This window comes from Acinetobacter sp. ASP199, from assembly GCF_022700675.1.
Taxonomy (GTDB): domain Bacteria; phylum Pseudomonadota; class Gammaproteobacteria; order Pseudomonadales; family Moraxellaceae; genus Acinetobacter.
Window position 1 is genome coordinate 2458366 of record NZ_CP062182.1, and the last position, 26668, is coordinate 2485033.

Genomic DNA, 26668 nt, shown 5'->3' on the forward strand with positions numbered 1-26668 from the left:
GTTCTATTCTGTTTAAGATAGTGATTAAAACTACAATACAGATCGCCATGAAAAATTATTATTCGTTTCTTATCGTTTCTATCTTTGCCTTACCTGGCTGTATGACTACACCCGCCTTTCCAGAGCACCAGCGTCCTGCACATTGGGGACAGGAACTACATACACAGCATAATTTTTATCAGATCAATAATGAAGTCTACCGAAGTGAACAGCCAAGCCATGAACTGAAACCGTTGTTGAAACAGTATGATATTGATGTAGTGATTAATCTGCGTTCACGCGACAAAGATTCAGCAATACTCGACAATGAAAATCTCAAGCTAAGACATGTACCTATTCATACTTGGGCGATGCAACGTGAAGATTTACTGAAAGTGATGCAGTTAATTCAGCAGGCACGGCAAAACAATGAAAAGGTTTTATTACACTGCTATCACGGTTCTGATCGTACTGGTGCCAGCGTAGCCATGTACCGGATTATTTTTCAGAACTGGAGTATTGAAGATGCGGTAAAAGAAATGAAACATGGCGGTTATGGCTTTCACAGTATCTGGCGCAATATTGACAAATTATTCACTCCTGAAAATGTAAAATGGATCCGAGAACAACTCACGGATCCATTTTAAAGTTTAAAGCAGAGTTAGATTAACGTTTATCTAAAGGCACCCAATCGTTAACCCAGGCTGATTTCATGTTCAGACTGGCATCAGAAGCGATTTTCTTACGTAGTGCATCCGCAGTTTCACGGTCTTTCGATGGACCAACCATAATTCGCACCCCTTTTGAGGTTGGGCTCTTGGTCACCTTATAGCCTTTAGCACGAAGTTTTGCCGCAATCGCATCAGCATTGGCTTCATTGGCAGCCAGTGCCACCTGAACCATCCATTGCTTGTCATCTTCGCCTTCCAGCAATTTACGTGCTTTTTCAGCTTCAGCCTTTTTCTTGGCTTCTTCAGCTTTACGTTTTTCCTCAGCTTTACGTTTTTCCTCTGCCTTACGTTTCTCTTCGGCAGCTTTTTGTTCAGCCTCTTTCTTTGCAGCAGCTTTACGCTGTTCTTCTGCTTTCTGCTGTTCGGCTTTACGCTTTACTTCGGCCTGACGTTTTTCTTCAGCAGCCTTGCGTTCAGCTTCTTTCTTCTCAGCCGCTTTACGTTCTTCTGCTTTGCGCTTTTCCTCTGCAGCTTTACGCTCAGCTTCTTTCTTCACAGCGTCAGAAGAATTTTGCTGCTGGGTTAAGTTCTGCTGCTCAAGCTTTTTTTGCGCAGCCGCTTTGTCCTCGGCTAAACGCTTCTGTTTGGCCTGTTCATCTTCTACCAGTTCTGGCGGAATATTGTCTGAGCTTTGCTGGCCCATACGATGTGCATTGAGTGCAGCATATTCTTCAGCCGCTTTACGTGCTGCATCCGCTTCAGCCTGCTGTTGCATCGCCAGGAATTCTGCTGCACGTGCTTCCTGCTCAGCCACGGCCTTTTCACGGTCACGGCGCTGCTGTTCCAGAAGACGTTTTTCAGTTTCAACATCCACCGTCAGTGAACCCGGGCCACCGATATCGCGGCTTTCTACCTGAGCCGGCTGTTCCGGCACATTCACACTATGATGATCAATTTCTGCTTTGCCTTTCAGGAGTAATGCTGCCAATAAAACACCACCACCTAATAAAACAACGCCTCCCATCCAGCGTTGTTTGTTATTCATTGACATTCTTCCAAATACTCCCATACCGCTTCTAACGTATGAAATGAACCACACACCAAGATCAGCTGATTATTATTCGTTTCATCCAGCGCTGATTGAAAAGCTAATTTAACATTGTTATAGGTTTCCACCGCTTGCCCAGCTAAAGCATCAGTCAATACCGACAGCTCTGCTGCACGTGGAACATTTAACGGTGCAATTTTCCATAATCGGATACTGTCTTTCAATAACCCAACCACAGAATTTATATCTTTATCGCCTAACATCGAAAAGACACAGACCACTTCAGAAATCTGTGAATGATGTTTTAAATAGTGACCCAACTGTCTTAACAGAAATTCGACCCCATGCGGATTATGCCCGGCATCAAATATCACCGTTTTATTTGCAATTTCACGAATCTCAAAACGACCTGGCAATTTTGCCGTTTGGATTCCTTGTGCAATGGCTTCCTGACTGACTTCCAGACCACTCACCAGAATTGCGGCAACAGCTGTCGAGATATTATCCAGTGCCAGTGAACCTGTCGGAAGTTTCAAGGTTGTTCCAGAAGATGCAAAGCCCCAAGATTGACCATCTTCAAAGGCTTCATAAAAATAATCACGATTGATGGCATATAACGGCGCTATACATTCAGCCGCCTTGTCTAAAATCGCTTGAGGAATGTCCTGTTGTCCGCCAAAAACCACCGGAATATTTGGACGGATAATACCGGCTTTTTCAAAGGCAATTTTTTCAATGGTATCGCCGAGCCAATCGGTATGGTCCAGACCAATATTGCTAATCACTGCAACATCTGGATTGACGACATTGACTACGTCCAGACGACCGCCCAAACCCACTTCCAGCACCCAGACATCACACGCTTCATTTTTAAAAATAACAAAGGCAGCGAGTGTGGTTGCTTCAAAGAAAGACAGGCTCAAACCACATTCGCGGCGAGCCTGATCGACTTCAACAAAAGCAGCTATCAGCAACTGATCTTCAACTTCAATACCGCGCAGTTTGACACGTTCATTAAAGCGATACACATGCGGGGATTGATATAAGCCAACTTTCAAACCTTGCGCATTTAGAATGGCGGCCAAGGTGGTCGTGGTCGAACCTTTACCATTGGTTCCAGCAACGGTCAGCACTTTGGCTTCAGGCTGTGTAACGCCCAGCTTTTCAGCGACTGGAATGACGCGCTCCAGACCTAAATCAATACCCGTAACGTGAACATGGCTCCAATAATCGAGCCATGTATCTAAAGAATCTGTTGCTAAAGGTGCTGCTGTGTTCAAGGCAAATTCATCAATTTCGTGACAATACGATAGACTGTATCACGTAATGCATGACGGTGAACAATCTGGTCGATCACGCCATGATCAAGCAAATATTCTGCACGTTGGAACGGTTCTTCCAGCTTTTCACGTACTGTTTGTTCGATGACACGTTTACCCGCAAAACCGATCATTGCTTTCGGTTCAGCAATATGCACATCACCTAACATAGCCAGAGATGCAGTTACACCACCATAAACCGGGTGGGTAAGCACAACTACGTATGGCAGACCTGCTTCTTTCAGACGCTGGATTGCAGCTGATGTACGAGCCATCTGCATCAAAGACAACATGCCTTCCTGCATACGTGCTCCACCTGAAGCAGCAAAACAGATCAATGGCTGTTGCTGTTCAATTGCACGTTCCGCAGCTTGCACAAAACGGTCACCGACCACTGTACCCATTGAACCACCCATGAAATCGAATTCAAAGGCACAGGCTATCATTGTTACGCCTTTCAGCTGCCCTTGCATCACAACTAAGGCTTCAGTTTCGCCAGTTTTTTTCTGTGCTTCTGACATACGGTCTGGATAGGCTTTGCTGTCGACAAATTTTAGTGGATCTTTCGCCTTAAATTCCTGACCCATTTCTGTCTGTACCTGGTCAAAGAACCAGTTCAGACGATCACGTGCCTTCATTCTCAGATGTTCATCACATTGTGGACAAACATAGGCATTAAATGACATCGCGGTACGTGTCACCAAAGCATGACATTCTGGGCACTCAATCGTTGGCTCAGTAAACGTCGCCTTGAGTGCGGTTTGCTCATCAGGAACATCAATACCTGGAACTGTACGCTCCGTCCATGGGGTCGATGGGCTCAGAATTTTGCCTGATTTGACTGGTTGACTCATACTAACTCATCGAGCGCTGCTCGAAGCTCCTTGACTTTATTCATCGTTTCGACAACGGCTTGTTCTGGCGCGAGCGTTGCAAACTGCTTCACGAACGCACTTCCTACAATCACTGCATCGGCAGCAACACCCATCGCTTTCGCAGATGCAGCATCACTGATACCAAAACCAACGCCAACAGGAACATCTGTCTCGGTCTTAATTTTCTGAATGCGGGCTGCAGCTTCAGACACGTCTAAAGTTGCTGCACCAGTCACCCCTTTCAGTGAAACATAGTAAATAAAGCCGCTGGCCTGTTTTACCACGTGCTGAATACGGGCATCGGTTGAAGTCGGTGCCAGCAGGAAAATTTGATCCATGTCATATTTTTGCAATACGATTTTCAAATCATCTGCTTCTTCAGGTGGCAGATCCACCAGAAGTACACCATCGACTCCACATTCATGAGCATAAGCCACGAACTTTTCATAGCCAATCACTTCAACAGGGTTTAAATAACCCATCAGAACCACTGGAGTTTCGTTATCTTTCTGACGAAACTCTTTCACCATTTCCAGAGCATTCAGGGTATTGGTTCCGCCTGCAAGTGCGCGTTCAGCAGCAAGTGCAATCACGGGACCATCCGCCATCGGATCCGAAAATGGAAGACCCAGTTCAATCACATCGACACCGGCATCTACCATTTGATGGAGCAGAGGTACAGTCACCTCAGGATGCGGGTCACCAGCCATAACATAAGAAACTAAAGCTTTACGCTGTTGAGATTTAAGTTGTCCAAATCGTGTGGCTAAACGTGACATAGGGTTGTGCGTTCCTTAACGTGTTTTCAAACTTGAAGCGTTGACTATTGTAGAAATACAAGACACCGCATTGTAACGCTATTTTTTGTTCATTGAACAGTACACAGCGAAGCGGTATTGTATTTCATTTCCTGCGCGAAGATTTCAGAACAACCCGAAAGACAGTATTTACGAATATTTTGATTTTTTTCTCAATGATCAAAGATGACTAATTTCGCTATTCTGTAAAATATTGAATGTTTAGATAAACTTATTTTTATCACCAAAAACTGAATAAAAACACAGGTGTTAGCGCATATATTTAAAGTTTTCTGAAATTGCAAAACCTGCTTTATACTACGCGCACTTTTTTACTTTTCTATCTCCTATGCAGACTGATTCAGAAGCTACAGTGCAGGCACGGGCCATTGCACTGTTGCCGCTTATTGTATTTTTAACAATCTTTTTAGGCAGCGGGATTTATCACACCATGATCGGAACCGAGTTCGCGTTCTATCAGGTGAAAGCGCCTGTTGCTGCCCTGCCTGCGATTATCTTGGCTGCATTAGTATATCGCGGCAAACTCAACCAGGGCATTGAAGAATTTCTTAAGGGTGCCAGCCATCCTAACCTGATTCTGATGTTCATGGTGTTTATGCTGGCGGGGGCATTTGCCAGTGTCAGCGGTGCTATTGGCAGTGTCGATGCCACCGTGCAAATGGGCCTGTCAGTGATTCCACCAGAATTTGTCTTGCCGATGCTATTTATTATTTCAGCATTCATTGCAACTGCAATGGGTACCTCAATGGGAACAATTGCTGCCTGTGCACCGATTGCCTTTGGCTTTACTCAAGCCACAGATATTACCGTGATTCATGCCATTGGTGCTGTTGTCGGTGGTGCGATGTTTGGTGATAACCTGTCGATGATCTCGGATACTACGATTGCGGCGACCAGCAGCCAGAAAGTCCAGCTACGGGACAAGTTCCGGGTCAATGTCTGGATTGCGGTGCCGGCATCAATTGTCACTATTGCGATTTATTTCTTTCATACCAGCACAACAAGCGGCGTGGAATATAAGGAGTTTAACTGGCTGTTAGTGCTGCCTTATATTGCGGTTTTTGTCTTGGCCTTTAGTCGTCTGCATGTACTTGCGGTCTTGGCAATTGGCGTATTGCTATCGGGCTTATTTGGTCTGTTCGCGACATCAGAGTTTGACCTGCTCAAATTGAATACTTCAATCTATGATGGTTTTGTGGGAATGTTCGAAGTCGCTTTGCTGTCGATGTTCCTCGGTGGTTTGTCCGCCATTATGCAACGTGAAGGTGGCCTGCGCTGGCTGATCGAACGGATCTATGCGCTAACCCGTTTATTTAAAGTTGGCCGTCAACGTGCCGGTGAAATTGGTATCAGTTTTCTTGTAATTTTCTCGAATCTGTTTGTGGCCAATAATACCGTGGCGATCATCTTGTCTGGTGATATGGCACGTGAAGTGGCAAAAGAATATGGCGTTGATCCAAAACGATCTGCTGCCTTGATGGATATTTTCTCTTGTGTAGTTCAAGGCCTGATTCCTTATGGCGCACAGCTATTGCTGGCCTGTTCGATTGCCAAACTGTCTCCGGTAGAATTGATTGGTGGTGTTTATTATTGCTGGATTCTGGCGATCTTTGCAGTACTGGCAATTGCGTTTAGGTTTCCCCGACTCAAAGCAAATGCTTAAGCAGTAAAAGTAAAAATCAGCGATCCTTATGGGTCGCTTTTTTATTGCTATTTTTCTTCCTTTGTTTTGAAGAGTTTTCGTGCCTGTAAAAGTGTTTGCCCTGTTGCTGCTTTATAGGCACGTGCCAATGCGGATTGATCGGAATAATCCAGTTGCTGGGCAATTTCAGTCAGGCTAAGTCCCTGCTGTAATAACGTCTCACAGCGTTTCATTCGCTCCTGTTCCAGCAACTTTTTAAAGGAGCTGCCCTGCTCGCTTAAATAACGCTGTAAGCTGCGTGATGACATCCATAGCTGCTGTGCCAGTTGTTCAATTTTGATTGCCTGATATTCAGTACGTAGCTGATCAGCAATAATTTTTCGTGCCTGCTGTAATATTGATTCATTTGAAGACCTGGTAGCAATGGCTTCTTCAGCTTGGCGGACGAGCAGTTGTAACAGCATCGGATCAGCCTGTTCTGACCTGAATTGTAAATCTTGTAAGTCCAGCTCAAAACCATAATAGGCCTGAGAAAAATGCACGTCCACGCCAAAGAATTTCTGATAATGCCGTTGTGCCATCAAGGGTGCATGCGCAAATCGAACACAACGCAGTACTAGCGGATGATCCTGCAAAATATAACGGCCCAGCTGTACCATCGCCGCAATGGTGAGTTCATTCAGTAACTGGTATTTCTCATGCAGAAAAGCCCAGTAGAGTTCAATACTTTGTTCATGCTGTTTTATTTGCAGAGGGACAAATTCACTGCCATCCACCACTAGGCGCTGAAAACGCATGATATAACCGATCATCTCAGAGATACTGCTGCTTTTCGAGGCCATATAACCCAATACCCCAAAATGCTCCGGACGAATGGATTGCACAATTTCAAAAATTAATTGTGGACAATGCAAATGCGTTTGGGTTCTTTCAATCACCGTATTTAATAACTCAAGAGGAACTTCAGTATCAAAAGGCTGATCAATTAAATGGCGCAGTGGTGTATTTAGATCTTCAAGAAAACCAGCCTGCAGAGGTTCTATATTCAGGCTGCGCAGATGCGTAGCCCACAGCTGAATATAACCATTTGATATTCTTATGTCCTGCATGTGTAATTCTCTATGAGTGCAGCAATTTGACAAGTTTTATTTTCATTTGGCGTAAAATGTATAAAAATTGGCAATAACTGTCAAAACAATTTGTGTAATGGTCGACATACTGTCAGCATCGACATCAACAAGAATGACAAAAGATGAATGCACCATTAAAAACAACTGTACAGCCGGTGGTTCGCACCAATCTTGACTTTAAACTTGATGAAATTCCTCGCTTCTGGTTTGGCGGTGATCCTTTCCTGACTCGTATGTTTGATGCCTTGAGCCTGACTTTCCCGGATGGTGAACGCTACTTCATTCAAAGCGTACGCCTGTTTCGCGATAAAATTACCGATCCAGAGCTGCAAAAACGGGTAGCAGATTTTATTCGTCAGGAAGCACAACACGGCATCGCACACGATAAAATGAATGACATGATGCGCAAGCAAAATATGCCCGTGGATCAGTTCATTACCCGCCTAAATAAAATGATGGGCTATGACCTGAAACACCGTTCAGCTCAGTTCAATATTGCAGTCACTGCCGCCGCCGAGCATCTGACCGCTCTAATGGCCGAAACCTTCTATGCCTATAAAGACACCTTAAGAGAAGCACATCCTTATGTACGTGCCCTGTTTGCCTGGCATGCCATTGAGGAAATGGAACACCGTGATGTGGCTTTTGATGTGATGAAAGGTGTTGCGAAAACGCCAGAATTTACCCGTCGTGCTACCTTGGTTACTACAACCATTCTGATGTTTGGTTTTACCATTTACCGTGCCAATGTCATGCTCAAACATGACGGCTTTAACCCACGCCAACGCCTGCAAATGAATATTCGTGGCCTGCCATGGTTCTTCGGTAAAAAAGGTAAGCTGACCCGTATGGGCAGACAGTATCGAGACTGGTTTAAAAAGGATTTTCACCCCAGTCAGCATCCGGTGATTGCCCAATATGATGTCTGGCTAAAAACTTTGGCTGAAACCGGTGATCCAATTCAGGCGGGAGAAGCGTTTTGGCAGGCAGCGAAAGACTAAAAATTGAAACTAAGAAAAGAAAAAGCCTTCAGATGAAGGCTTTTTTTCATGATGTTTACCACTTGGCGTAATGCTGCTCAAGCAAGGCATATTCATCTAGCAATATATATTCCTGATCGTCCTGCTGAATAGTACCGGATACTCTTGCCTGCCATTGGCTAAACTGGCTACCCACCAGACGTAAATTCAGGTTTTCATAACGGCGCCAGCCCGTAGTTACACGCAAATTTAGCTTCTCATCCAATGAGCGTATACTCCACTGGTTTTCTGATTCCTGCTGAAACAGCACGTCGGTCAAGGCATAAATCTTACCGTTGACCCATAGACAGTTTTCATTACCAAAGCTTTCATTCACGCCTGATGCAAGATTAATTCCGATCCGGTTCTGCTTACTATCCCAAAAATTACAGGATAACCAGAACCATGCCGTTTCAGGACGCAGAAAACCACAGGTATCATCCAGTGAAGCAAAGGTACGTTCATTAAACTGGATGGTCTGTCCTTGTCTTGTGACAAAATGACCTTCACAACCCAAAGTCGTCAACTTTTGGGTATACGTCCAGCCATTAATACCGGTTGGACTACACATACTCAGTGGATCTGTTCCAGCACAGAAAATCCGGGCACTAAGCTTAATATCCCCATGTTTGGTCACGGTGATATAACGCACACCATTGGCATGCTGAATTTCAATCTGGTACGGAGATTTATGAAAATAGCTATGATTGAACAGTGGCTGTTCATCTAAAACAGTATGCCGTGACAGAAAATTGATCGCATTCCATTCGCGCACTTCATTGGTCTGATGATCATAGATATAGAAAAAACCATGCCCTGCCCAGGCAATATCGGCGATCGCTACGCCAATGCTGTAGTGTTCATGCTGAATGCTACAGAATTTGAATTTTTTATATTTGAGATGCTTACGCCAGCCGGCAACAACCTGGCCATAAGGAGTTTTGTACTGGTAAGCATTGTAATCGATACTTTTGGGAATTTCTTTGAAACGTCCGTAACGGGGTTGTCCATTTGCCTGAATTAAATCCATGTAAGGCATTCCATGTAAGTCGGAGAGTTTATACAGCCGGGTTCAATATTATGCTAATTCCTTAGTCTTGATAAGGAACTTTTTCTACCGTTTATCGCCAAGTTATAAACAAGCTTTTGATTTCATTTGAATCTTATTCTTTTTATGAGGATCCAAAATTTTAGCTATCTGTATAGGAAACGTTTTTTGCGACATGGATGTCGTCCGTTGAGCAGTATTACAAGGATGTAATGTCTGCTCAATAAAAAAGCCTTTGGTTACTTTGGGCTTTTCCAAAATAATATCTACTTGAAGAAAAGTTTTTGAAGCATGTTTCTCGCACACCCATTTTCATTATAAGTTTGCATATTGATTCTTTAGTAAATCCTTACTTTTGTTTCGGCAAAAGTAACAAAACCATTTTGTAAGGCTGAAGGTATATCCTTATACCTCAGCCTTACGGCAACATCCATGTTGCCTAACCGATCGCTCATACGTAAGTATTAAAAAGAAGGCTGTAACTCTCAATCCATTCCTACCTCCTCCTTTTGCAAAGAAAGAGGATTTTTATTAAATACAACCTCACCCAAACCCTCTCCTATAAGGAGAGGGTTTCAAGAAAGTTACATCTCAACCATTTCCACACCATCAATACGTGCCACAGTCATCAAGTCCTTATCACCACGACCTGAAACTGTCGCAATAATGATTTGATCTTTATCCATAGTAGGTGCAAGTTTAGTCACGTATGCCATCGCGTGAGAGCTCTCTAACGCAGGGATAATGCCTTCAATTTTGGTCAAATCACGAAAGCCTTGTAGTGCTTCCTGGTCATTGATTGGTACATATTCAACACGGTTCATATCTTTTAAGAAACTGTGCTCAGGACCCACACCCGGATAATCTAGACCCGCAGAAATTGAGTGAGTTTCAATGATCTGACCTTGCTCATCTGACATCAGGTAAGTACGGTTCCCGTGAAGCACACCAACATGACCAGCATTCAAAGGTGCAGAGTGCTTGCCTGACTCAATGCCATAACCTGCTGCTTCCACGCCGTACATTTTCACGTCTTGATCATTCAGGAATGGGTAGAACAAGCCCATCGCATTTGAACCACCACCCACACATGCCACAAGTGCATCCGGAAGGCGACCAGCCTGTTCCTGAATCTGACGACGTGCTTCACGACCAATAATCGATTGGAAATCACGTACCAATTGTGGATACGGATGTGGACCTGCCACTGTACCAATCACGTAATAGGTTGAATCTACGTTGGTGACCCAGTCACGCATTGCTTCATTCATGGCATCTTTTAAAGTCTTAGAGCCACTTTCTACGGGTACAACCGTTGCTCCAAGCAAACGCATACGATACACGTTCATCGCTTGACGTTTTACGTCTTCAGCACCCATGAACACCACGCATTCAAGGCCCAAACGTGCAGCAATCGTTGCTGTTGCCACACCATGCTGACCTGCACCGGTTTCGGCAATAATACGCTTTTTACCTGACAGTTTCGCAAGCAGCGCCTGACCAATGGTGTTGTTTACTTTATGGGAGCCAGTATGGTTTAAGTCTTCACGTTTTAAGTAAATCTGCGCACCACCCAACTCCTTCGACCATCGTTCAGCATGATAAAGCGGACTAGGACGACCTACATAAAAAGCGAGGTCACGGTCGAATTCTGCCAAAAACTGTTCGTCATTTTTCATACGGAAATACAGCTTCTCTAGATCTTCTAGAGCTGCCATTAAAGTTTCTGACACAAAACGCCCGCCATGAATACCGAAATGCCCGCGTTCATCCGGGTATTGGGTATAGTCAATCACATTATTTTGCTGATCCACGAAGGACTCCTTGCATAAAGCGTTCGATGAGTTGTTGGTCTTTAATACCTTTTGCGGACTCGACACCGCCGCTCACGTCCACAGCATACGCATGTGTGGTGAGAATTGCCTGTTCGACATTGTCAGGGTTTAAACCACCTGCCAAGATCAAAGGAATATTAAGTTTAGGGAAAGTAGTCCAGTCGAAGCTATGCCCTGTTCCACCTTTTAAGTCCGGATGCCATGCGTCTAACAGCACTGCACTTGCGCCTGCATCCTGATATTTTTGAATTTCAGCCACGATCTCTAGACCAGGTTTGACCTGAATAGCTTTATACCAACGCCGTCCGACCTGTTTGGCAATTGCCAGGCACTGTTGTGGTGTTTCATCACCATGAAATTGCAGGATATCCAGCGGTACCGTTTTTAAAATGGTCTGGATTTCATCGGCACTACTATTTACGAATAATCCCACAGCCTGCACATAGGCGGGAACGGTCTGAATCAGTGTTGCAGCCTGCTCTAAAGTCACACTGCGCGGACTCGGCGGATAAAATACAAATCCAATCGCATCACAGCCGGCATTGACTACGGCATGTACATCTTCAATTCGGGTAATTCCACAAATTTTGGCACGGGTTCGCATATTGATTTGGCTCGAAAATTTTCCCAAGGTCATAGCCGATCTATGAAATTGAACAAATCATTGTAAAACAATTTTTATAGCTTGCGTAAAGTTCGATCTGATATTTATTTATTCAGATTGTTTAAATGACATGCTCGACTTATACTGCGCTCAACTTGCAACAAGTCAAAGCTTTCTGCTTTAGGGAAGCTGGTGTAAATCCAGCACTGCCCCCGCAACGGTAAAAAATGAAACGTCAATCAGTTTAAACCTCAGGTTTACACCACTGCATATAATGATATAGAGATGTGGGAAGGTGGATTGGCAGCATGGCAACGGCCCTGCACATTTAAGTCCGGATACCTGCTTGTTGTGTTCTTTAACTCAATCATTCACGGGGAGTGAATGTATGGAGCACATATCATGACTATTAAATTTCAGCCTGCTGCTTTAGCGGGTTCGATCGCACTTGCGTTGGGTTTCGCATCTTCTGTTCATGCTGCCGAGCAAAAAGTTGCGAAAGCCTCTTTAGATACCATTGTGGTGACTGCCACACGCTCTGAAGCAAAGATAGAAAATGTGCCTGCGCGGATTTCAGTGATTGATGAAAAAACCATTCAACAATCTCCTATTGCAGATTTAGGTTCTCTACTTAATAGAGAAGCATCTATTAACATTGTGCAATCAGGTGGTATTGGTCAAACGACATCTGCGTTCCTTCGTGGTACAGATTCAAAGCACCTTCTATTTTTAAAAGATGGCGTCAGTTTAAATACCGCTCTAGATGGTGGCTCTAATATTCCTTATATAGATTTAAGCGATATTGAACGTATTGAAGTCTTAAGAGGTCCTGCATCCGTTCAGTATGGTACAGATGCGATTGGTGGTGTCATCAATGTGATTTCGGCTACACCTAAGAAAACAGGTATCTCATTGACCAATGAGATAGGTGAAAATCATACCTATAAATCTATTGTTGGCGCAGATTTTGTAGATCAGTCAGGTTTATACGCTCAAATTAAAGCTCAGCGCCTTGAAAGCGGTGGAACTCCCGTTACAAATAAAGCAAAAGAAGATGCAGGATACGATCAAAAAGGTTACAGCGCAAAATTGGGTCTCGACCAAGAGAAATACAGCGCCAGCCTAAGTTTTAGTAAAAATGAGGGAACAAATGTCTATTATGGTGGTTCTCAAGACTTTCTTAACCAAGTTTTTATCACAAAAGCAAGTACAACGCTTACAGAAAACCTTGCACTAAATGCGCAATATGCAAATTTCAAAGATGAATTACTTGGATCTAGAAGCAGCTATATGTTCAATACTGAACGTGATGAAGCTGATCTTAACCTTAATTTGAAGATTTCAGAAAGTCAAAAAGTCATCTTAGGTGCAGCATTAAATCAAGCCAATATCGAGAGCTATGCTATTCAAGGACAAAAGCAAGATTTAGATAGTATCGGATACTATGTTCAACATAATTACGATTCCAATCAGCTACATACCCAAGCAGGTTTACGCTTAGAAGATCATGACCAATTTGGTAGCCATGTAGTCGGTCAAATTGCAGGTCGATATAACCTTACTGATACAACGAGTATTTACAGCAATATCGGTACAGGCTTTAAAGCACCAACTGGGAATCAATTATTCTATTCTGATAGTAGTGAGTGGAAAGGAACTACGTACATCACTAATGGTAATCCCAATTTAAAACCCGAAGAAAGTATTTCTTACGAAATCGGGATAGATCAAATATTAACGGATCATTTCAGTACATCTTTATCCTTATATCAAACTAAAGTTAAAAACCTAATTTCGCCTGATTATAGTTGGGACGATCTGACAAATACGTCAACAACAGACTTCATTAACACAGCCAAAGCAAAAATGACTGGTGGTGAATTCGGTCTAAAATGGCAAAAAGATGATTTATTTATGAGTACTGAATACGCTTATGTCAAAACTCAAGATGAACAAACAGGTTTAGAACTTATTCGTCGTCCCCGCCAATCGCTTTCAACAACGATTGGATTAGAAAATAATGTATATGGTTTGAGTGCGACATTAACTGCGAAATCCACATCTAAAATTTCTGCTTCAAAAAACTCGAAAGAACTGCCTGGCTATGCCACGGTTGATCTGAATGCGTATTGGAATCTCAATCCGCATCTTAAAGTCTTTACAAATATTCAGAACATCGGTGACAACAAGTTTAAGACTGCATCTTATGGTGGTGATGAATTCTATATCAACGGTGGCCGTCTCGCTTCTGCAGGCATCACCTTTAAATACTAAGCCCTAAACAGCAAAAAACTTTAAAACAGCGCAGTTTATGGATAATGTTATGACCGACATTATCCTTTTTTATTATCTTCATTAAAAATTCAAGGAACACATATGGGCCACCGTTTAAGTAAAATCTACACGCGCACAGGCGATTCAGGGACTACTGGTCTCGGTGATGGCTCACGTGTTGCCAAAGATGACTTGCGTATCACAGCGCTTGGCGATGTCGATGAACTCAACGCATCGATTGGTGTATTACGCTCACAGATCGCAGTAAGTTCAATTGAAGATAAAGCAACTTGGGACAAGTCACTTAGCCTGATCCAGCACTGGTTATTTGATCTGGGTGGTGAAGTCTGCATTCCTGGCTTTAATCTGGTTCAACCGGTCTCGATTGATTTTTTAGAAAATGATATTGATCGCATGAATGAAGCTTTGCCAATGCTGAAAGACTTTATTCTGCCGGCTGGTTCATTGTCTTGTAGCTATGCTCATCAGGCGCGTGCTGTGTGCCGTCGAGCTGAGCGCAGTGTCATGTCTGTACACAGCCGTGACCAGAATATTCAGGCAACCTCACTTCAGCTGTTGAACCGTTTATCAGACTGGTTATTTGTAGCTTCACGTACTTTACAACGTGCCGAAGGTGGCTCTGAAGTGTTGTGGCAAAAAAATATCAATGAAACCATTGATCAATAAAACCGCTAAAACTTCGTAAATTTCACAGAAAAATCTGCGTCATTGGGACTTTGCAACAAAGTGTTAAAGGCGCAGAATATCGTCATTCCATTGTCATCTTCATTCGACATCATGTATTCACCTTTTCTTTTTCAGGTTATCGCACCATGCGTATAATCGGCCATCGTGGTGCTCGTGGGGAAGCACCAGAAAATACCCTCGGTGGATTTCAATATATTCAAGAAATTGGAATTCGCGCGGTAGAGTTTGACGTGCGCCAACTAAAAGACAATGCCTTGATCATTATGCATGATGATGATTTTGTCCGTACCACAGGCCAGCAAAAGCATCTTTATGAATGCAGCCGTGAAGAACTGTCCCCATATAATCATGCCGTACAATGGTCTGAATGGAATCAGGTTGAACCAACTCCCCTTTTAAACCAGACTTTAAATGTCATTCAGAACTTTGATCATATCGAAGTCGAAATCAAAGAAGTGGCTTCCGAAGCTGCCGCGGAACAAATCACCCTGGAATTACAGCAACAACTCCAGGGCTTTGAACATTCAGCTATTATTACCAGTTTTGATGCCAAAATTCATGCTGCACTGCAACAACAAAAATCACAGTTTAAGCGTGGGCTGTTGATTGAAACTGATGTAAAACATAAAGCCATTGATCAGGCACTTAAACTGGGTTGTTGCCAGATCGGCTGGATGAATGAATTAGCCAATAAAGAAATGATTAAGGCGACTCAAGCAGCCAAGCTGAATATCAGTGTATGGACAGTCAACGATATTGAGCGTGCCAAAGAATTGCGTGATTTAGGTGTACAAGGTTTAATCACTGATTATCCTAAACTTATGTTACAGCAACTTTAAAAATAATCATGTTTATGTTTGCTCAGCCTCTTAAATTGAAGAGGCTTTATTTTAATTATCAGATAGTGAAAAGCTGAGTAAACGCATTGCTATACAACTGTATCTAATCTTATTAACAGTGTACTTATTATGGAGGCATTCCATAAAAGCACTGACCTGCTGTCAGGTCTGATGATGAATTTTTAGAACTACTTATTGCGACTTTATTTTTATATGAATAATACTGATACAAGTATGAACTAAATAGAAATTTTCTGCTTTGTAACAGGTTAAATTCCTCATTTTGACCAGTAAAAACTATACCTTGTCACAGCTTAAAAATGTCACATTTCGTTTTAATTATTCTGTTACTCATAAGTACAATACACCTGTGCAATAAAGCTAGTGCCACCCTATTGCCCATGTTAATATGCATAAGTTCAATCCCCTATAAATCGTAGAGGATTTGGCCTTTTAGATATACCTTCCTAGGTCGAAACATTTTCCTAGGTTCCAGGAGTGCTGTTGGAGATGAATGCTCCCCTACCTAAAGCCCCAATTAACTGGGTCGCTGTATTTGCTTTGGTTTTTCTGCCCATTGCAGCTGTGATAGCGATCCCGTTGTATGTGTATCACCATGATTTCAGTGTTGCTGCCTGGATCAGTATGTTTGTTTTACTGGGCGTCAGTAGCCTTGGTATTACAGCGGGTTACCATCGTCTTTGGGCACATCGTGCTTATGAAGCGACTTTACCACTAAAAATCATTCTGATGATCATGGGTACATTTGCTGTACAAAACAGTATTTTGTACTGGGGTTCAGGTCACCGTACCCATCACCGCCATGTCGATGATGTCGAAAAAGATCCATACTCGATCAATAATGGTTTCTGGTATGCGCATCTGGGCTGGATGCTTCGTGATTATCCTGCAGCAGAACCGAACTACAAAAATGCACCTGACTTACTCAATGACAAAGTTGTCATGTTCCAGCATAAGTATTATGTACCGCTGGTAATTGCCGTGCATGCAGCGATCTTACTTCCGATTGGCTGGGCAGTTGGCGATGTTTGGGGTGTATTGTTACTCGGTGGTCTGGTTCGTCTGATCCTCAGCCATCACGTGACTTTCTTTATTAACTCCTTGTGTCACATGTGGGGCTCACGTCCGTATACCGATGAAAATACTGCACGTGATAACTTCTGGTTAGCAATTGCAACTTGGGGTGAGGGTTATCATAACTACCATCACATTTTCCAATACGATTACCGTAATGGTGTGAAATGGTGGCAGTATGATCCAACCAAATGGTTGATCTGGACCTGCTCTAAACTGGGTCTGGCAAAGAATTTACGCCGTATTCCAAGCTTCAATATCAAGAAAGCTGAGCTGGCAATGAAGTTTAAATATGCCGAGCAAGATCTTGCGGTATATGGTCATGATGTTAATGAAGACATTGCCAATGTTAAAAACAAGATCGCCCTTGAATATGATGCTTTCACACAGACTTTGAATGACTGGGCCAAACTGAAAGAAAAAGAAATTCAAGTGAAAAAGGCAGCAGTTGCTGAAAAAATCCATCAGATGGATGATAAGCTTAAGATGGAATTCCAGTTGGTGGAACAACGCCTGTCTCATCACCGTGAAACCTTAAATTTACTGGTACGTAACCTGAAAAAAACACCAGTATCTGAATAATTTAAATACTGTAAAACGCTCCAGATTCGGGGCGTTTTTTTATTTCTGGCTGGTCAAAAATGATCAACAGTTTTCGTTATCATTCTTTGTTATAGTGAACTAAATACACGTTAAATCTGATTGCTATGCACTTTAATGCCCGCTATAACACGCTCCCTTCCCGCCTCTATCATCATCAGCAACCGAGTCCTTTAAAAAGTCCTAAAGCCGGTCATTTCAATGAGGCTTTGGCTGATCAGCTGCAATGGTCGGAACAGGACAAAGCGGAATGGGTAGAAATTTGCAGTGGTCAGAAAACTTTTGCTGAATTTGAACCACTCGCAATGGTATATGCCGGGCATCAGTTTGGCCAATGGGCGGGACAGCTCGGTGATGGACGCGGTCTGTTGATTGCACAAATTCTAGATAAAAATAACCAGACCATTGATCTACATTTAAAAGGTGCTGGATCTACACCATATTCCCGAATGGGCGATGGTCGAGCCGTATTACGTTCAGTCATTCGTGAATATCTTGCAGGCCATGCCTTAAACTGTTTAGGTATTGCTTCCAGTAATGCTGTTGGTTTTACCTCCTCTGCTCAAGGGATTCAGCGTGAAAAACTTGAACCTGGCGCGATGATGCTACGGACCTCCGACTGTCATATTCGTTTTGGTCATTTTGAATGGATCAATCAGTATCAGCCTGATCTTTTAAGTGAATTTACCAAAAAATGTATCGAGTGGCATTATCCTGAATGCCTTGACTCAGAGCAGCCGATTCTGGCTTTTGCAACACAAGTCATTCAACGTACGGCTGTGATGATTTCGAAGTGGCAACTGGTCGGCTTTGCCCACGGCGTCATGAATACCGACAACCTGAATATTACTGGTTCAACACTGGACTTTGGTCCTTATGGATTTATGGAGCGTTTCCGTCCGAACTGGATCAATAACCACTCGGATTATCAAGGACGTTATACCTATCAACAGCAACCGAGTATTGCCCACTGGAATCTATGGCAATGGCTGAATAATCTTGTACCTCTCTGCCCTATTCACTATGACAAGGAACAATGGAAGCAGGATTTAGCAGCATGTTTAGAGCATTATGAGCCAACTTTCCTGGAGCATTACAAACTCGGTTTAAATCAGAAAATGGGCTTGCCAGGTTTTCATAAAGACAGTTTTGATTGTGCCATGGCTTTTCTGCGTATCTTACAATCTGAGCAATTGGACTACACGCAAAGCTTTATTCGTTTGCAGAATAAAGAGTATGACGCCATTAAAGATGATTGCTTAGACCGTCGTGCTTTTGAAAGTTTCTTGAGCCAGTATGAAACTATTCGCGAGTTTCAAGATACCGCTGAGCTGGATACGCAAATGGCCAAAGCCAATCCTCATTATATATTGCGGAATCACATGGCTCAGAAAGCCATTGAGCTTGCTGAAGCAGATGACTTTTCAGAAGTGGATCGCCTATTCCAGTTACTTGGCCAGCCATTTACCAAGCAACCTGAACTCGAGCAACCTGAAGATTTAGGTCCTTTACCAAATGATGTACCGGAAGTGATGGTGAGTTGTTCGTCTTAATTTATTCATAACTTGCCCCTAAACTGTGGATAATGTTTAAATTATCCACAGTTTTTCTTTGAAATCTTTATTTCTTATGTCTTTACATGCAATTGCTGCACAGACTGTACTCTCTCTTGCTGAAGTGAGCTGCACCCAGCCTTTTGGTGAGGGCTGTGATGTATATAAGGTAATGGATAAAGTGTTTATGTTACGGTTTCATCTGCAAGGCAAAGCAGCAATTAACCTGAAAGTTGAACCTGAACATGGAGAAATGCTGCGGGATATTTATCCTTATATTCGTAGCGGTTGGCATATGAATAAAAAACATTGGATTACAGTGTTTGAAGAGGCTGACTTAGATAAGTCTTTGCTACAGGAACTGATTTTAAATTCTTATGAGCTGGTGGTTGCCAGATTACACAAGGCTGAACAGCAGCGAATTGAAATGCTTAAAAATATCCAATAAAAAAGCGAGCAGTGCTGTTACTCCTCGCTTTTAATAAGATTAATGCCAAATTACACTATTTATTGTGTACGTTTTGGTGGGTTCTCTATCCATCGGGATAGTTGACGCCGATTTCATTAAAGTTTTCGCTGCTTTTGCCACAAACATAGAAGCCTCTGCCTCCACTTCCTCATCATCGCTATACAGTGGGAAAGTACCCGGCTGATTTTGGATCACAATATCATCAATGATCCAGCCACGGAATGCATTGTAATACTGATCGACAGTATCGAATTTAAACCGGATTTTGACATTAGATTGACCTGCATAGTCATCTAAAGAAATAGCTTCTTGCTGGGCAAATTGAGGCGCAAGGTTAAAGCCAAAGTTTGAGAATGGAATCGACCAACGCTTATAATCTGTTTGTGGATCAGATAATGGATTTAATCGCGCCAATTTTGTGAATTCTCCTCCATTGATTGAAACTTCCACATCCATGGCATCATAACCTCTGCTACTTGGATTGACTGATTCAATTTCCCACCAGGTTTTAAAACTTAAGCTAAGTGGTTTTTGTGTAGCACTCAGGTCAATTACTGGTGAAGTCAGTGTTCCATAATATGCCTGTTCTGAGGTTCCACCATCCAGTCTTGTTTCTACTGGCTGCCCCTCCTCGATTAAAATATCGGCTTTTTTATTCAAGAAATTACCTGCAACACTATTGCCATACCAATATGCATAATTGCCTTGAGCGGGATCTGGCAGTTTGCCATTACTGCTATCATCTGGTGCCAAGTTCACTAAACGATTCACATCTTTATTGATGATATTGTGATTTTTTTGCAGTAAAGACCATTTTGTTTCTTCAACTGTAGAGGCCTTTTCCCATTCATCTCGGGTAGCTGAGTCGTCTTCAAAAGTTTCCTGCCAAATGCTGGTCGTAGCTTCAGTATTTGGGATCAAGGTAAATTGACTACCTGTTGAAATAGAGGAAGTCACTGCAACCTGTTTTGTTAAACTTATATATCCCGGTGCACTGATCATGAGCATTGCATTTTTCAATGTATCGCCAAGCTCGTCAGATACATTAAAAGCTAAACTAAAATATCCTTTCGCATCAGTTAATGCTGTAACAAATGCACCATTGGTCGCTGTACCACCGGATAAAGAAACCTGCGCATTTGCCAAAGGTTGACCTTGTACCAGAACCTGCCCGGATAGTGTCCCAATAATTGCGCCGTCTACCGGATGAATCGTTTCACATTCAGCATTATTACAACTTAATGGTACATTGATCGACAATTCCTTATTGGTATTTGTCGGATGAATAATAAATGGCACGATTGCAGTTTCAGCCTGCTTTCTGACCAAAATATAATAAATACCGGGTGCTAAATTAACTGCGCCAGAAGCACCCAAATGGTCTGTTGTATATTCTCGTGCCGAGGAAAAATCATTAATTGCTGGAAGACGGTCATACTGAACAAAGAGATTGTGATCAACCGTATCATGATCAGAAATATTAGTGCCGTTATTATTCCATTGTGCGGCTGATAAAATTCGAATATTAGCATCTGTAAGCGCAAGGTGACTTGCATCGGTAATGATTAATCTTTCTACTCCATTTGCTGGCGTGACGGTTTCTTCCGGGGTCGTTTGAGATGGTGGTGTAGAGCGACTCGAACTACCTGAATCTGAACCACAGCCAGTCATTATCATTCCCGTAGAGGCAAGCAGCATTGTTGCTATAATATTGAGTTTCATGATTAAAATTCCTTATTAAAACAATACATTAATTTTTATAATTCGCCTTTTAATAGGTATTTATTTTTATTATTAAGAAGCCTAAAAAATATATAACAAATCCAGAGAAAATCAAACCATTAAAAATATAAATTATTTTAAATTCAATAATTTAAAAAATATTTATTAATATAAATTTCTATTTCATTTATTTAAATAATTGGTCAATTAAATTAGAATTTAATACTTAATTTTTTTATAAAAATATTTATAATTATTTGCAATATTTTCCTTACTAAAAATTGCATTACATTGTTTTAAATAGAATAGGGTTCTTGCATAAATCATTTTTTAATCACTACAAAGGAAATCCCCTCTCCTTGTAGGAGACTTGCGGAGCACATGCTCCTCAGGGAGAGGTTTTTTAGAAGAAATCCCCTCATCCTAACCTTCTCCCAGAGGGAGAAGGAACTTTCAATATCCATTTAAACATGAATATAACGATCATTTTTTGATTTATGAAAGAGATCTAATATAGACAAAGAACTTTAGTCCGATTTCAATTAATCAAGCGCATATAAAGTTCATTGTTATTTTTCACTAAAGAATGAAAAAAGGCACATAAAAATGGGTTCTAATGAACCCACTTTTTAGAGGATAAAAAATTTAGGCTTTCTTGGCATGCAATATTTTGAAAAGAATAAATAACATTACAATCCACACTGGCAGCATCAGCACTGACAACATAAAACCTTGATCCCACATGATATAGAGCACCGTCAGCATAAAGGCTAAAACCAGATAGTTACTTAAAGGTGAAAACAACGCAGGAAATTTAGTTTGTACAGCTTGCAACCGAATAGCTTGCTTAAATTTAAGATGAATCAGTGTGATCATGATCCAGTTCAGCACCGCGGCTGCCACCACAATATAAATCAGATAACTGAGGGCTTTTTCAGGTACAAAATAGTTTAATAAAACACAGCCAAAAATCAGCAATGCTGAAAATAGCACCGCTGGCACTGGAATTCCTCGTGCATTCACCTTCTTAAAAGCTTTTGGTGCATTGCCCTGCGCTGCAAGGCCTAACAGCATTCTGCTATTGGCATACATCCCGCTATTACACACTGACAGCGAGGCTGTCAAAATAATGAAATTCAGTAAATGGGCGGCCCAATCAATCCCCATCAAATTAAAGATCATCACGAATGGACTATGCTCTAAATCACCTAAGTTCAGCTGATTCCACGGCACAAGTGATAATAGAATTGCAAGTGAACAGATATAAAATAGAAATACGCGAATAACGGTTTGATTTACAGCTTTTGGAATATTCTGATCCGGATTTTCTGTTTCCGCAGCCGCCATACTGATGAGTTCAATCCCACCAAATGCAAACATCATAAAGGCCAGCATATAAAACAGTCCTTCAAAGCCATTCGGGAAGAAACCGCCATGTGCCCATAAATTCGTTATTGAAGCAGTAGAATTAACATCAGCAGTGACCAGCAGATAAATCCCGAATAAAATCATCGCGACAATCGCAAGGACTTTAATCATTGATAACCAGAATTCAGATTCGCCATAAATCTTTACATTGGTCAAATTCATGCCAGTGACCAAAATGAAGAAGAATAAAACCGAAACCCATGCCGGAATCTCTGACCACCAGTAATTGACATATTTACCAATCGCAGTCAGCTCAGTCATCGCTACCAGAATATACAGAATCCAGTAATTCCATCCCGTTAAAAACCCAGGAAACTTGCCCCAATATTTAAAGGCAAAATAACTAAATGAACCGGTTACAGGTTCATGTACAATCATTTCACCGAGTTGGCGCATAATCAGGAAGGCAATCAAACCGCCAATCAGATAACCTAAAATAATAGATGGACCAGCAGATTGAATGATATGAGCTGAACCTAGAAATAGACCAGTACCAATCGCACCGCCCATGGCAATCAGCTGGATATGCCGATTCTTCAAACGGCGTTGAAGCTGCGGTGTTTCACTCTCCAAAACATATTCCTATAATGAATAAAAAAATAGGATTGTATCGGGTCTATTGGAGATCGGCTAACTCATAAATTTAAGTGATTAGTTATTAAACTTTTATTTTTGTATTTATTAAATGGAGCTGAAGAAATTTAGATCTCTTTCATAAATCAAAAAATGATCGTTATATTCATATTTAAATGGATATTGAAAGTTCCTTCTCCCTCTGGGAGAAGGTTAGGATGAGGGTATTTCTTAGAAAAAACCTCTCCCTGAGGAGCATGTGCTCCGCAAGTCTCCTACAAAGAGAGGGAATTTCCTTTGCAGTGATTCAAAAATGATTTATGAAAGAACTCTACTACTCATTTTTTATATTGAATGCAGCATGATAAACCACTTGTCCTTGCGGAATGTGTCGATGAAATGAAAGCGCTTGAAAATATTCTGGAGGAACGCCTTCCAGATATAATTTTGGATAAGCCTGGAAACCAAAACGTGAATAATAATCTGGATTACCCAATACCACACAGCCTTGAGCGCCAAGTTGTTTTAATCGAGCTAAAGCTGTTTGCATCAGTAATGAGCCAATTCCGAGTCCCTGCTTTTCCGGCAATACTGAAATCGGTCCCAGTCCATACCATTCTGTTTCTCCTGAAGAAATCATCACCGGAGAAATCGCAATATGCCCGACAATTTTTTCATTTTCAACAGCCAGCATAGACACGGTGAGCTGACAGGATTTACGTAGACTATTCACAATCAAATGCTCAGTATGACTCGTATGTTCAGCATTTAAGAAAGCTGCTTTTATTACCTCTTCAATTGCCTGAATATCAGTTTTCTGTTCATCATGGACCTGGATGCTCATTTTAAAATTTTCCTTTTATTCTATTATTTGGATAGCAGAAGGCCGCCATATTTTTCAGTGAATAAAAAAGCGAATAGAGACTCTCTATTCGCTGTTATGATTTGCTTAGACTGGATCAGTCCTCAGGATATTCAAAACGGTAACCGACCCCATAAACTGCCTGAATCCACTCATGGCGGTTACCCGTTTCAGCAGCATCGGAAATCTTGCGGCGCAGATTCTTGATATGACTATCAATCACACGGTCTGCCACATCAAAGCTGTCCGGGTTGATATGATCCAGCAACTGTGCACGTGAATACACCTGACCTACATGTTCCAAAAACAGTTCTAATAAACGGAATTCTGTTGGAGTCAGGTTCAGCGCCTTTTGTTGATACCAGATGCGCTGTTGCGATTTATCCATACGGAATAAATCATTGCTTTCTGGTTCAGCTTTACGGTCCAGACGGCGTAGAACTGCCTGCACGCGCGCAACCAGTTCCTTCGGGCTAAATGGTTTACAGATATAGTCATCTGCACCCATATTCAAGCCCAGTACACGGTCAATTTCTTCAGTACGTGCCGTCACCATAATAATCGGTAGATCAGACTGCTCACGCACTTTACGGCAGATGGTCAGGCCATCCATACGTGGCACCATCAGATCCAGAATCATCAGACTCGGCTTACGTTGAGTGAAGCTGTTATAGGCTTCCTGTCCATCATGAAACATGCTGACTTCAAAACCAGCAGCTTCTAGATAGTCTCGCACCAACTGTGCAAGTTCGACTTCGTCTTCAACCAGCATGATATGTTTCATGAATAAACTTCCTTATGATTTCATTCGTTTAGGAAAAGTCAGTTTGCAACGTAATCCACCCAATGGCGAATGGTCGAAGCTTAAACTGCCGCCTAATGCTTGAGTAATTTTACACGATAATGCCAAACCAAGTCCGGTACCACCAGTCGCACGGGTACGCGAGTCATCTACACGATAGAAACGCTCACCTATTCGCGCCAGCTGTTCATCGGTCAGGCCAAACGGACTATCATCAACATATAAGGTCCATTCTTTTTCATTCTGTTCAGTATGAATATGTACCTGTCCACCCGCTTCAGTATAGCGAATGCTGTTGCTCAGCAAATTAGCCACGATCTGTTTAAAGCGGTCCAGATCCAACTCTACTTCTGTGCCTTCACCTTCAGCAGTCACAGTTAATTGTGCCTGTTCAAACTTCGGATGGAAGTTCATTAATTCCTGCTGTACCACATCCCATGGATTAATCGTACTGACATACATCTGCAATTGCTGTGCATCCGCCTGTGCCAGGGCTGCCAGATCCTGGGTCAGTTTTTTCAGACTGGTTACCTGGGCCAGCATCGAAGCAAAATGTTCTGGAGTTGGCTTACGGATTCCATCCTGCATCGCTTCAATCTGTGCCTGCAACACTGCCAGTGGGGTTTTTAGCTCATGCGAGGTATCCGCCACCCATTGACGACGTGAAGTCTCATGTTGATCCAGAATCACAGCCAGCTGGTTTAGCTGATTAGACAAATCACCGAGTTCGTCATTACGGTTGACTTTGATCTGATACTGATAATTACCTTTAGTCAGTTCGCGCGTACCATTGAGCAAACGTTGTATCGGTTTTTTGAAATAAGTCGCCAGCAACAGTGCAGCGATCAAACTGGTCAAGATACTGAGGCCATACACCAGGAACAGATAACGTTTTTGATTACTAAAGAAATTGATACTTAATGCATCTTCCTGATCCAGTACCGGTTTTAGACCCAGGTAACCGACAATTTTGTCGTCCACCATAATCGGACGATAAGAAATCTGCTCATCAGAAGGTTCACCGACCACAAAACGGCGCTTGGCATCATAAAGAGATAAACGTGAGCTTAGCCCCAAACGGTCAGGCATCTGGATAAACTGTTTTTTACCCGCTTGCGGTTGCGTGGTTAACTGTGAGCCATTTTTACGATCTGTTCTAAACAGGTTCTGATTAGAACTCAACGGGAACTTCAAACCTTCAAAAGGCTGAAACTGTGAAGGTAAATTGGCTGCCAATACACGCAGCTCTTCCTCATGTGCAGTACGCTGCTCAGCATCTGTGCCCATCAGACTTGGTGCCACATTGGCTAAGGTCTGATCCTGAAAATAACGCTGCTGTAAGGCAATGTCATACTGTCGACGTAACCACCAGCGAGACAAACGGTCATAATCATCCGGCGCTGCTTCACCTTCGATCTGTAAAATCTGAGCCTGAATCGCATTGCCCCAGTCATCATAAACGCCATATACTTCGGCCAGGTTTTCAATGACATGATCCAGTTTCTGCATTTCTACATCGGCGACATAGCGGGTGAAATTACGCTGCATATTAAGATGAAGCACACCGAGACTCACCGTGGTAATCACCAAGGTGGTAAACAGCACTGTTAAAAACAGCCGGAGTGCAATCGGAATGCGGCGAATATTCAAAAGCAGATTCTCAGTTTTTCCCTCTAGATTCATTATTGTAGCGAACACAAGCTGAAAAAACTCTTCATTGTTTCTTCATCTTTATTATTTATTCTTTGCGACATA

General features: G+C 42.3%; 22 protein-coding genes and 1 riboswitch. Of the genes, 9 read left to right on the forward strand and 13 right to left on the reverse strand.

Annotation, left to right across the window (positions count from 1 at the left end; genetic code table 11):
• Positions 1–47: 47 nt before the first annotated feature.
• Positions 48–626 carry a dual specificity protein phosphatase family protein gene (locus IHE35_RS11710; RefSeq protein WP_242787672.1) on the forward strand — a complete coding sequence of 193 codons (579 nt, stop codon included), beginning with the start codon at positions 48–50 and terminating at the stop codon, positions 624–626.
• A 19-nt stretch (positions 627–645) separates the two neighbouring features.
• Here IHE35_RS11710 and IHE35_RS11715 read toward each other — a convergent pair whose 3' ends face one another.
• The 4 genes from IHE35_RS11715 to trpA are packed head-to-tail and all read right to left on the reverse strand — an operon-like array spanning position 646 to position 4671.
• Positions 646–1695, reverse strand: coding sequence for an SPOR domain-containing protein (locus IHE35_RS11715; protein ID WP_242787674.1), 1050 nt, complete (start codon positions 1693–1695; stop codon positions 646–648).
• Positions 1692–2978: a bifunctional tetrahydrofolate synthase/dihydrofolate synthase gene (folC, locus tag IHE35_RS11720; protein ID WP_242787676.1), complete on the reverse strand. Its 1287-nt coding sequence runs from the start codon at positions 2976–2978 to the stop codon at positions 1692–1694. The genes IHE35_RS11715 and folC overlap by 4 nt, the downstream gene beginning before the upstream one ends.
• The gene (accD, locus tag IHE35_RS11725; RefSeq protein ID WP_242787678.1) at positions 2975–3871 is read right to left on the reverse strand and encodes an acetyl-CoA carboxylase, carboxyltransferase subunit beta; all 897 of its coding nucleotides are present in this window, start codon (positions 3869–3871) and stop codon (positions 2975–2977) included. The genes folC and accD overlap by 4 nt, the downstream gene beginning before the upstream one ends.
• The gene (gene trpA / locus IHE35_RS11730) at positions 3868–4671 is read right to left on the reverse strand and encodes a tryptophan synthase subunit alpha (protein ID WP_242787681.1); all 804 of its coding nucleotides are present in this window, start codon (positions 4669–4671) and stop codon (positions 3868–3870) included. The genes accD and trpA overlap by 4 nt, the downstream gene beginning before the upstream one ends.
• Before the next feature lie 367 nt (positions 4672–5038).
• On the opposite strand from trpA, the gene IHE35_RS11735 reads away from it, so the two are divergent.
• The gene (locus IHE35_RS11735; RefSeq protein ID WP_242787683.1) at positions 5039–6373 is read left to right on the forward strand and encodes a Na+/H+ antiporter NhaC family protein; all 1335 of its coding nucleotides are present in this window, start codon (positions 5039–5041) and stop codon (positions 6371–6373) included.
• 47 nt (positions 6374–6420) lie between these two features.
• Here the strand turns inward: IHE35_RS11735 and IHE35_RS11740 are convergent, their stop codons facing one another.
• Positions 6421–7461 carry an AraC family transcriptional regulator gene (locus IHE35_RS11740; RefSeq protein ID WP_242787685.1) on the reverse strand — a complete coding sequence of 347 codons (1041 nt, stop codon included), beginning with the start codon at positions 7459–7461 and terminating at the stop codon, positions 6421–6423.
• Positions 7462–7604: 143 nt separating this feature from the next.
• Between IHE35_RS11740 and IHE35_RS11745 the strand changes: the two genes are divergently transcribed.
• Positions 7605–8483, forward strand: a complete 879-nt coding sequence (locus IHE35_RS11745; protein WP_242787687.1) for a metal-dependent hydrolase — start codon at positions 7605–7607, stop codon at positions 8481–8483.
• Positions 8484–8538: 55 nt separating this feature from the next.
• Here the strand turns inward: IHE35_RS11745 and IHE35_RS11750 are convergent, their stop codons facing one another.
• The 3 genes from IHE35_RS11750 to IHE35_RS11760 all read right to left on the reverse strand — a co-directional run bounded on the left by IHE35_RS11750 (position 8539) and on the right by IHE35_RS11760 (position 11988).
• On the reverse strand, positions 8539–9531 hold the full coding sequence (locus IHE35_RS11750; protein WP_242787689.1) for a DUF2804 domain-containing protein: 993 nt from the start codon (positions 9529–9531) through the stop codon (positions 8539–8541).
• A gap of 602 nt (positions 9532–10133) precedes the next feature.
• Complete coding sequence (gene trpB / locus IHE35_RS11755) at positions 10134–11363, reverse strand: tryptophan synthase subunit beta (protein ID WP_242787691.1); 1230 nt, start codon at positions 11361–11363, stop codon at positions 10134–10136.
• A complete protein-coding gene (locus IHE35_RS11760; protein ID WP_242787693.1) occupies positions 11347–11988 on the reverse strand; it encodes a phosphoribosylanthranilate isomerase in 642 nt (213 codons plus the stop codon). The genes trpB and IHE35_RS11760 overlap by 17 nt, the downstream gene beginning before the upstream one ends.
• A 145-nt stretch (positions 11989–12133) precedes the next feature.
• A riboswitch (cobalamin riboswitch) is annotated at positions 12134–12353 on the forward strand.
• A gap of 37 nt (positions 12354–12390) precedes the next feature.
• Here IHE35_RS11760 and IHE35_RS11765 point away from each other — a divergent pair.
• The 6 genes from IHE35_RS11765 (at position 12391) to IHE35_RS11790 (ending at position 19505) form a co-directional block, all read left to right on the forward strand.
• The gene (locus IHE35_RS11765) at positions 12391–14262 is read left to right on the forward strand and encodes a TonB-dependent receptor (protein ID WP_242787695.1); all 1872 of its coding nucleotides are present in this window, start codon (positions 12391–12393) and stop codon (positions 14260–14262) included.
• A gap of 102 nt (positions 14263–14364) precedes the next feature.
• Positions 14365–14949: a cob(I)yrinic acid a,c-diamide adenosyltransferase gene (locus IHE35_RS11770; RefSeq protein WP_242787696.1), complete on the forward strand. Its 585-nt coding sequence runs from the start codon at positions 14365–14367 to the stop codon at positions 14947–14949.
• Between the two features lie 146 nt (positions 14950–15095).
• The gene (locus tag IHE35_RS11775; protein WP_242787698.1) at positions 15096–15809 is read left to right on the forward strand and encodes a glycerophosphodiester phosphodiesterase; all 714 of its coding nucleotides are present in this window, start codon (positions 15096–15098) and stop codon (positions 15807–15809) included.
• 510 nt (positions 15810–16319) lie between these two features.
• Complete coding sequence (locus IHE35_RS11780; RefSeq protein WP_242787700.1) at positions 16320–17486, forward strand: acyl-CoA desaturase; 1167 nt, start codon at positions 16320–16322, stop codon at positions 17484–17486.
• 125 nt (positions 17487–17611) lie between these two features.
• A complete protein-coding gene (locus tag IHE35_RS11785) occupies positions 17612–19057 on the forward strand; it encodes a protein adenylyltransferase SelO family protein (RefSeq protein ID WP_242787702.1) in 1446 nt (481 codons plus the stop codon).
• 76 nt (positions 19058–19133) lie between these two features.
• Positions 19134–19505 carry an MmcQ/YjbR family DNA-binding protein gene (locus IHE35_RS11790; RefSeq protein WP_242787704.1) on the forward strand — a complete coding sequence of 124 codons (372 nt, stop codon included), beginning with the start codon at positions 19134–19136 and terminating at the stop codon, positions 19503–19505.
• 39 nt (positions 19506–19544) lie between these two features.
• On the opposite strand, the gene IHE35_RS11795 is transcribed toward IHE35_RS11790, so the two are convergent.
• From IHE35_RS11795 to baeS, 5 genes are all read right to left on the reverse strand, one after another.
• Complete coding sequence (locus tag IHE35_RS11795; protein WP_242787706.1) at positions 19545–21248, reverse strand: carboxypeptidase regulatory-like domain-containing protein; 1704 nt, start codon at positions 21246–21248, stop codon at positions 19545–19547.
• A 645-nt stretch (positions 21249–21893) separates the two neighbouring features.
• On the reverse strand, positions 21894–23249 hold the full coding sequence (locus IHE35_RS11800; protein ID WP_242787708.1) for an amino acid permease: 1356 nt from the start codon (positions 23247–23249) through the stop codon (positions 21894–21896).
• Positions 23250–23583: 334 nt separating this feature from the next.
• A complete protein-coding gene (locus tag IHE35_RS11805) occupies positions 23584–24093 on the reverse strand; it encodes an N-acetyltransferase (RefSeq protein ID WP_242787710.1) in 510 nt (169 codons plus the stop codon).
• Positions 24094–24208: 115 nt separating this feature from the next.
• The gene (locus IHE35_RS11810; protein ID WP_099337351.1) at positions 24209–24895 is read right to left on the reverse strand and encodes a response regulator; all 687 of its coding nucleotides are present in this window, start codon (positions 24893–24895) and stop codon (positions 24209–24211) included.
• Between the two features lie 12 nt (positions 24896–24907).
• On the reverse strand, positions 24908–26563 hold the full coding sequence (baeS, locus tag IHE35_RS11815) for a sensor histidine kinase efflux regulator BaeS (protein ID WP_242787712.1): 1656 nt from the start codon (positions 26561–26563) through the stop codon (positions 24908–24910).
• Positions 26564–26668 lie beyond the last annotated feature (105 nt).

Bases quoted from the DNA above. Each gene is read 5' to 3' on its own strand.
- IHE35_RS11710 (WP_242787672.1), top strand. From the start codon at position 48: ATGAAAAATTATTATTCGTTTCTTATCGTTTCTATCTTTGCCTTACCT.
- IHE35_RS11715 (WP_242787674.1), bottom strand. From the start codon at position 1,695: ATGAATAACAAACAACGCTGGATGGGAGGCGTTGTTTTATTAGGTGGT.
- accD (WP_242787678.1), bottom strand. From the start codon at position 3,871: ATGAGTCAACCAGTCAAATCAGGCAAAATTCTGAGCCCATCGACCCCA.
- trpA (WP_242787681.1), bottom strand. From the start codon at position 4,671: ATGTCACGTTTAGCCACACGATTTGGACAACTTAAATCTCAACAGCGT.
- IHE35_RS11735 (WP_242787683.1), top strand. From the start codon at position 5,039: ATGCAGACTGATTCAGAAGCTACAGTGCAGGCACGGGCCATTGCACTG.
- IHE35_RS11740 (WP_242787685.1), bottom strand. From the start codon at position 7,461: ATGCAGGACATAAGAATATCAAATGGTTATATTCAGCTGTGGGCTACG.
- IHE35_RS11745 (WP_242787687.1), top strand. From the start codon at position 7,605: ATGAATGCACCATTAAAAACAACTGTACAGCCGGTGGTTCGCACCAAT.
- IHE35_RS11750 (WP_242787689.1), bottom strand. From the start codon at position 9,531: ATGGATTTAATTCAGGCAAATGGACAACCCCGTTACGGACGTTTCAAA.
- IHE35_RS11760 (WP_242787693.1), bottom strand. From the start codon at position 11,988: ATGCGAACCCGTGCCAAAATTTGTGGAATTACCCGAATTGAAGATGTA.
- IHE35_RS11765 (WP_242787695.1), top strand. From the start codon at position 12,391: ATGACTATTAAATTTCAGCCTGCTGCTTTAGCGGGTTCGATCGCACTT.
- IHE35_RS11770 (WP_242787696.1), top strand. From the start codon at position 14,365: ATGGGCCACCGTTTAAGTAAAATCTACACGCGCACAGGCGATTCAGGG.
- IHE35_RS11775 (WP_242787698.1), top strand. From the start codon at position 15,096: ATGCGTATAATCGGCCATCGTGGTGCTCGTGGGGAAGCACCAGAAAAT.
- IHE35_RS11780 (WP_242787700.1), top strand. From the start codon at position 16,320: ATGAATGCTCCCCTACCTAAAGCCCCAATTAACTGGGTCGCTGTATTT.
- IHE35_RS11785 (WP_242787702.1), top strand. From the start codon at position 17,612: ATGCACTTTAATGCCCGCTATAACACGCTCCCTTCCCGCCTCTATCAT.
- IHE35_RS11790 (WP_242787704.1), top strand. From the start codon at position 19,134: ATGTCTTTACATGCAATTGCTGCACAGACTGTACTCTCTCTTGCTGAA.
- IHE35_RS11795 (WP_242787706.1), bottom strand. From the start codon at position 21,248: ATGAAACTCAATATTATAGCAACAATGCTGCTTGCCTCTACGGGAATG.
- IHE35_RS11805 (WP_242787710.1), bottom strand. From the start codon at position 24,093: ATGAGCATCCAGGTCCATGATGAACAGAAAACTGATATTCAGGCAATT.
- IHE35_RS11810 (WP_099337351.1), bottom strand. From the start codon at position 24,895: ATGAAACATATCATGCTGGTTGAAGACGAAGTCGAACTTGCACAGTTG.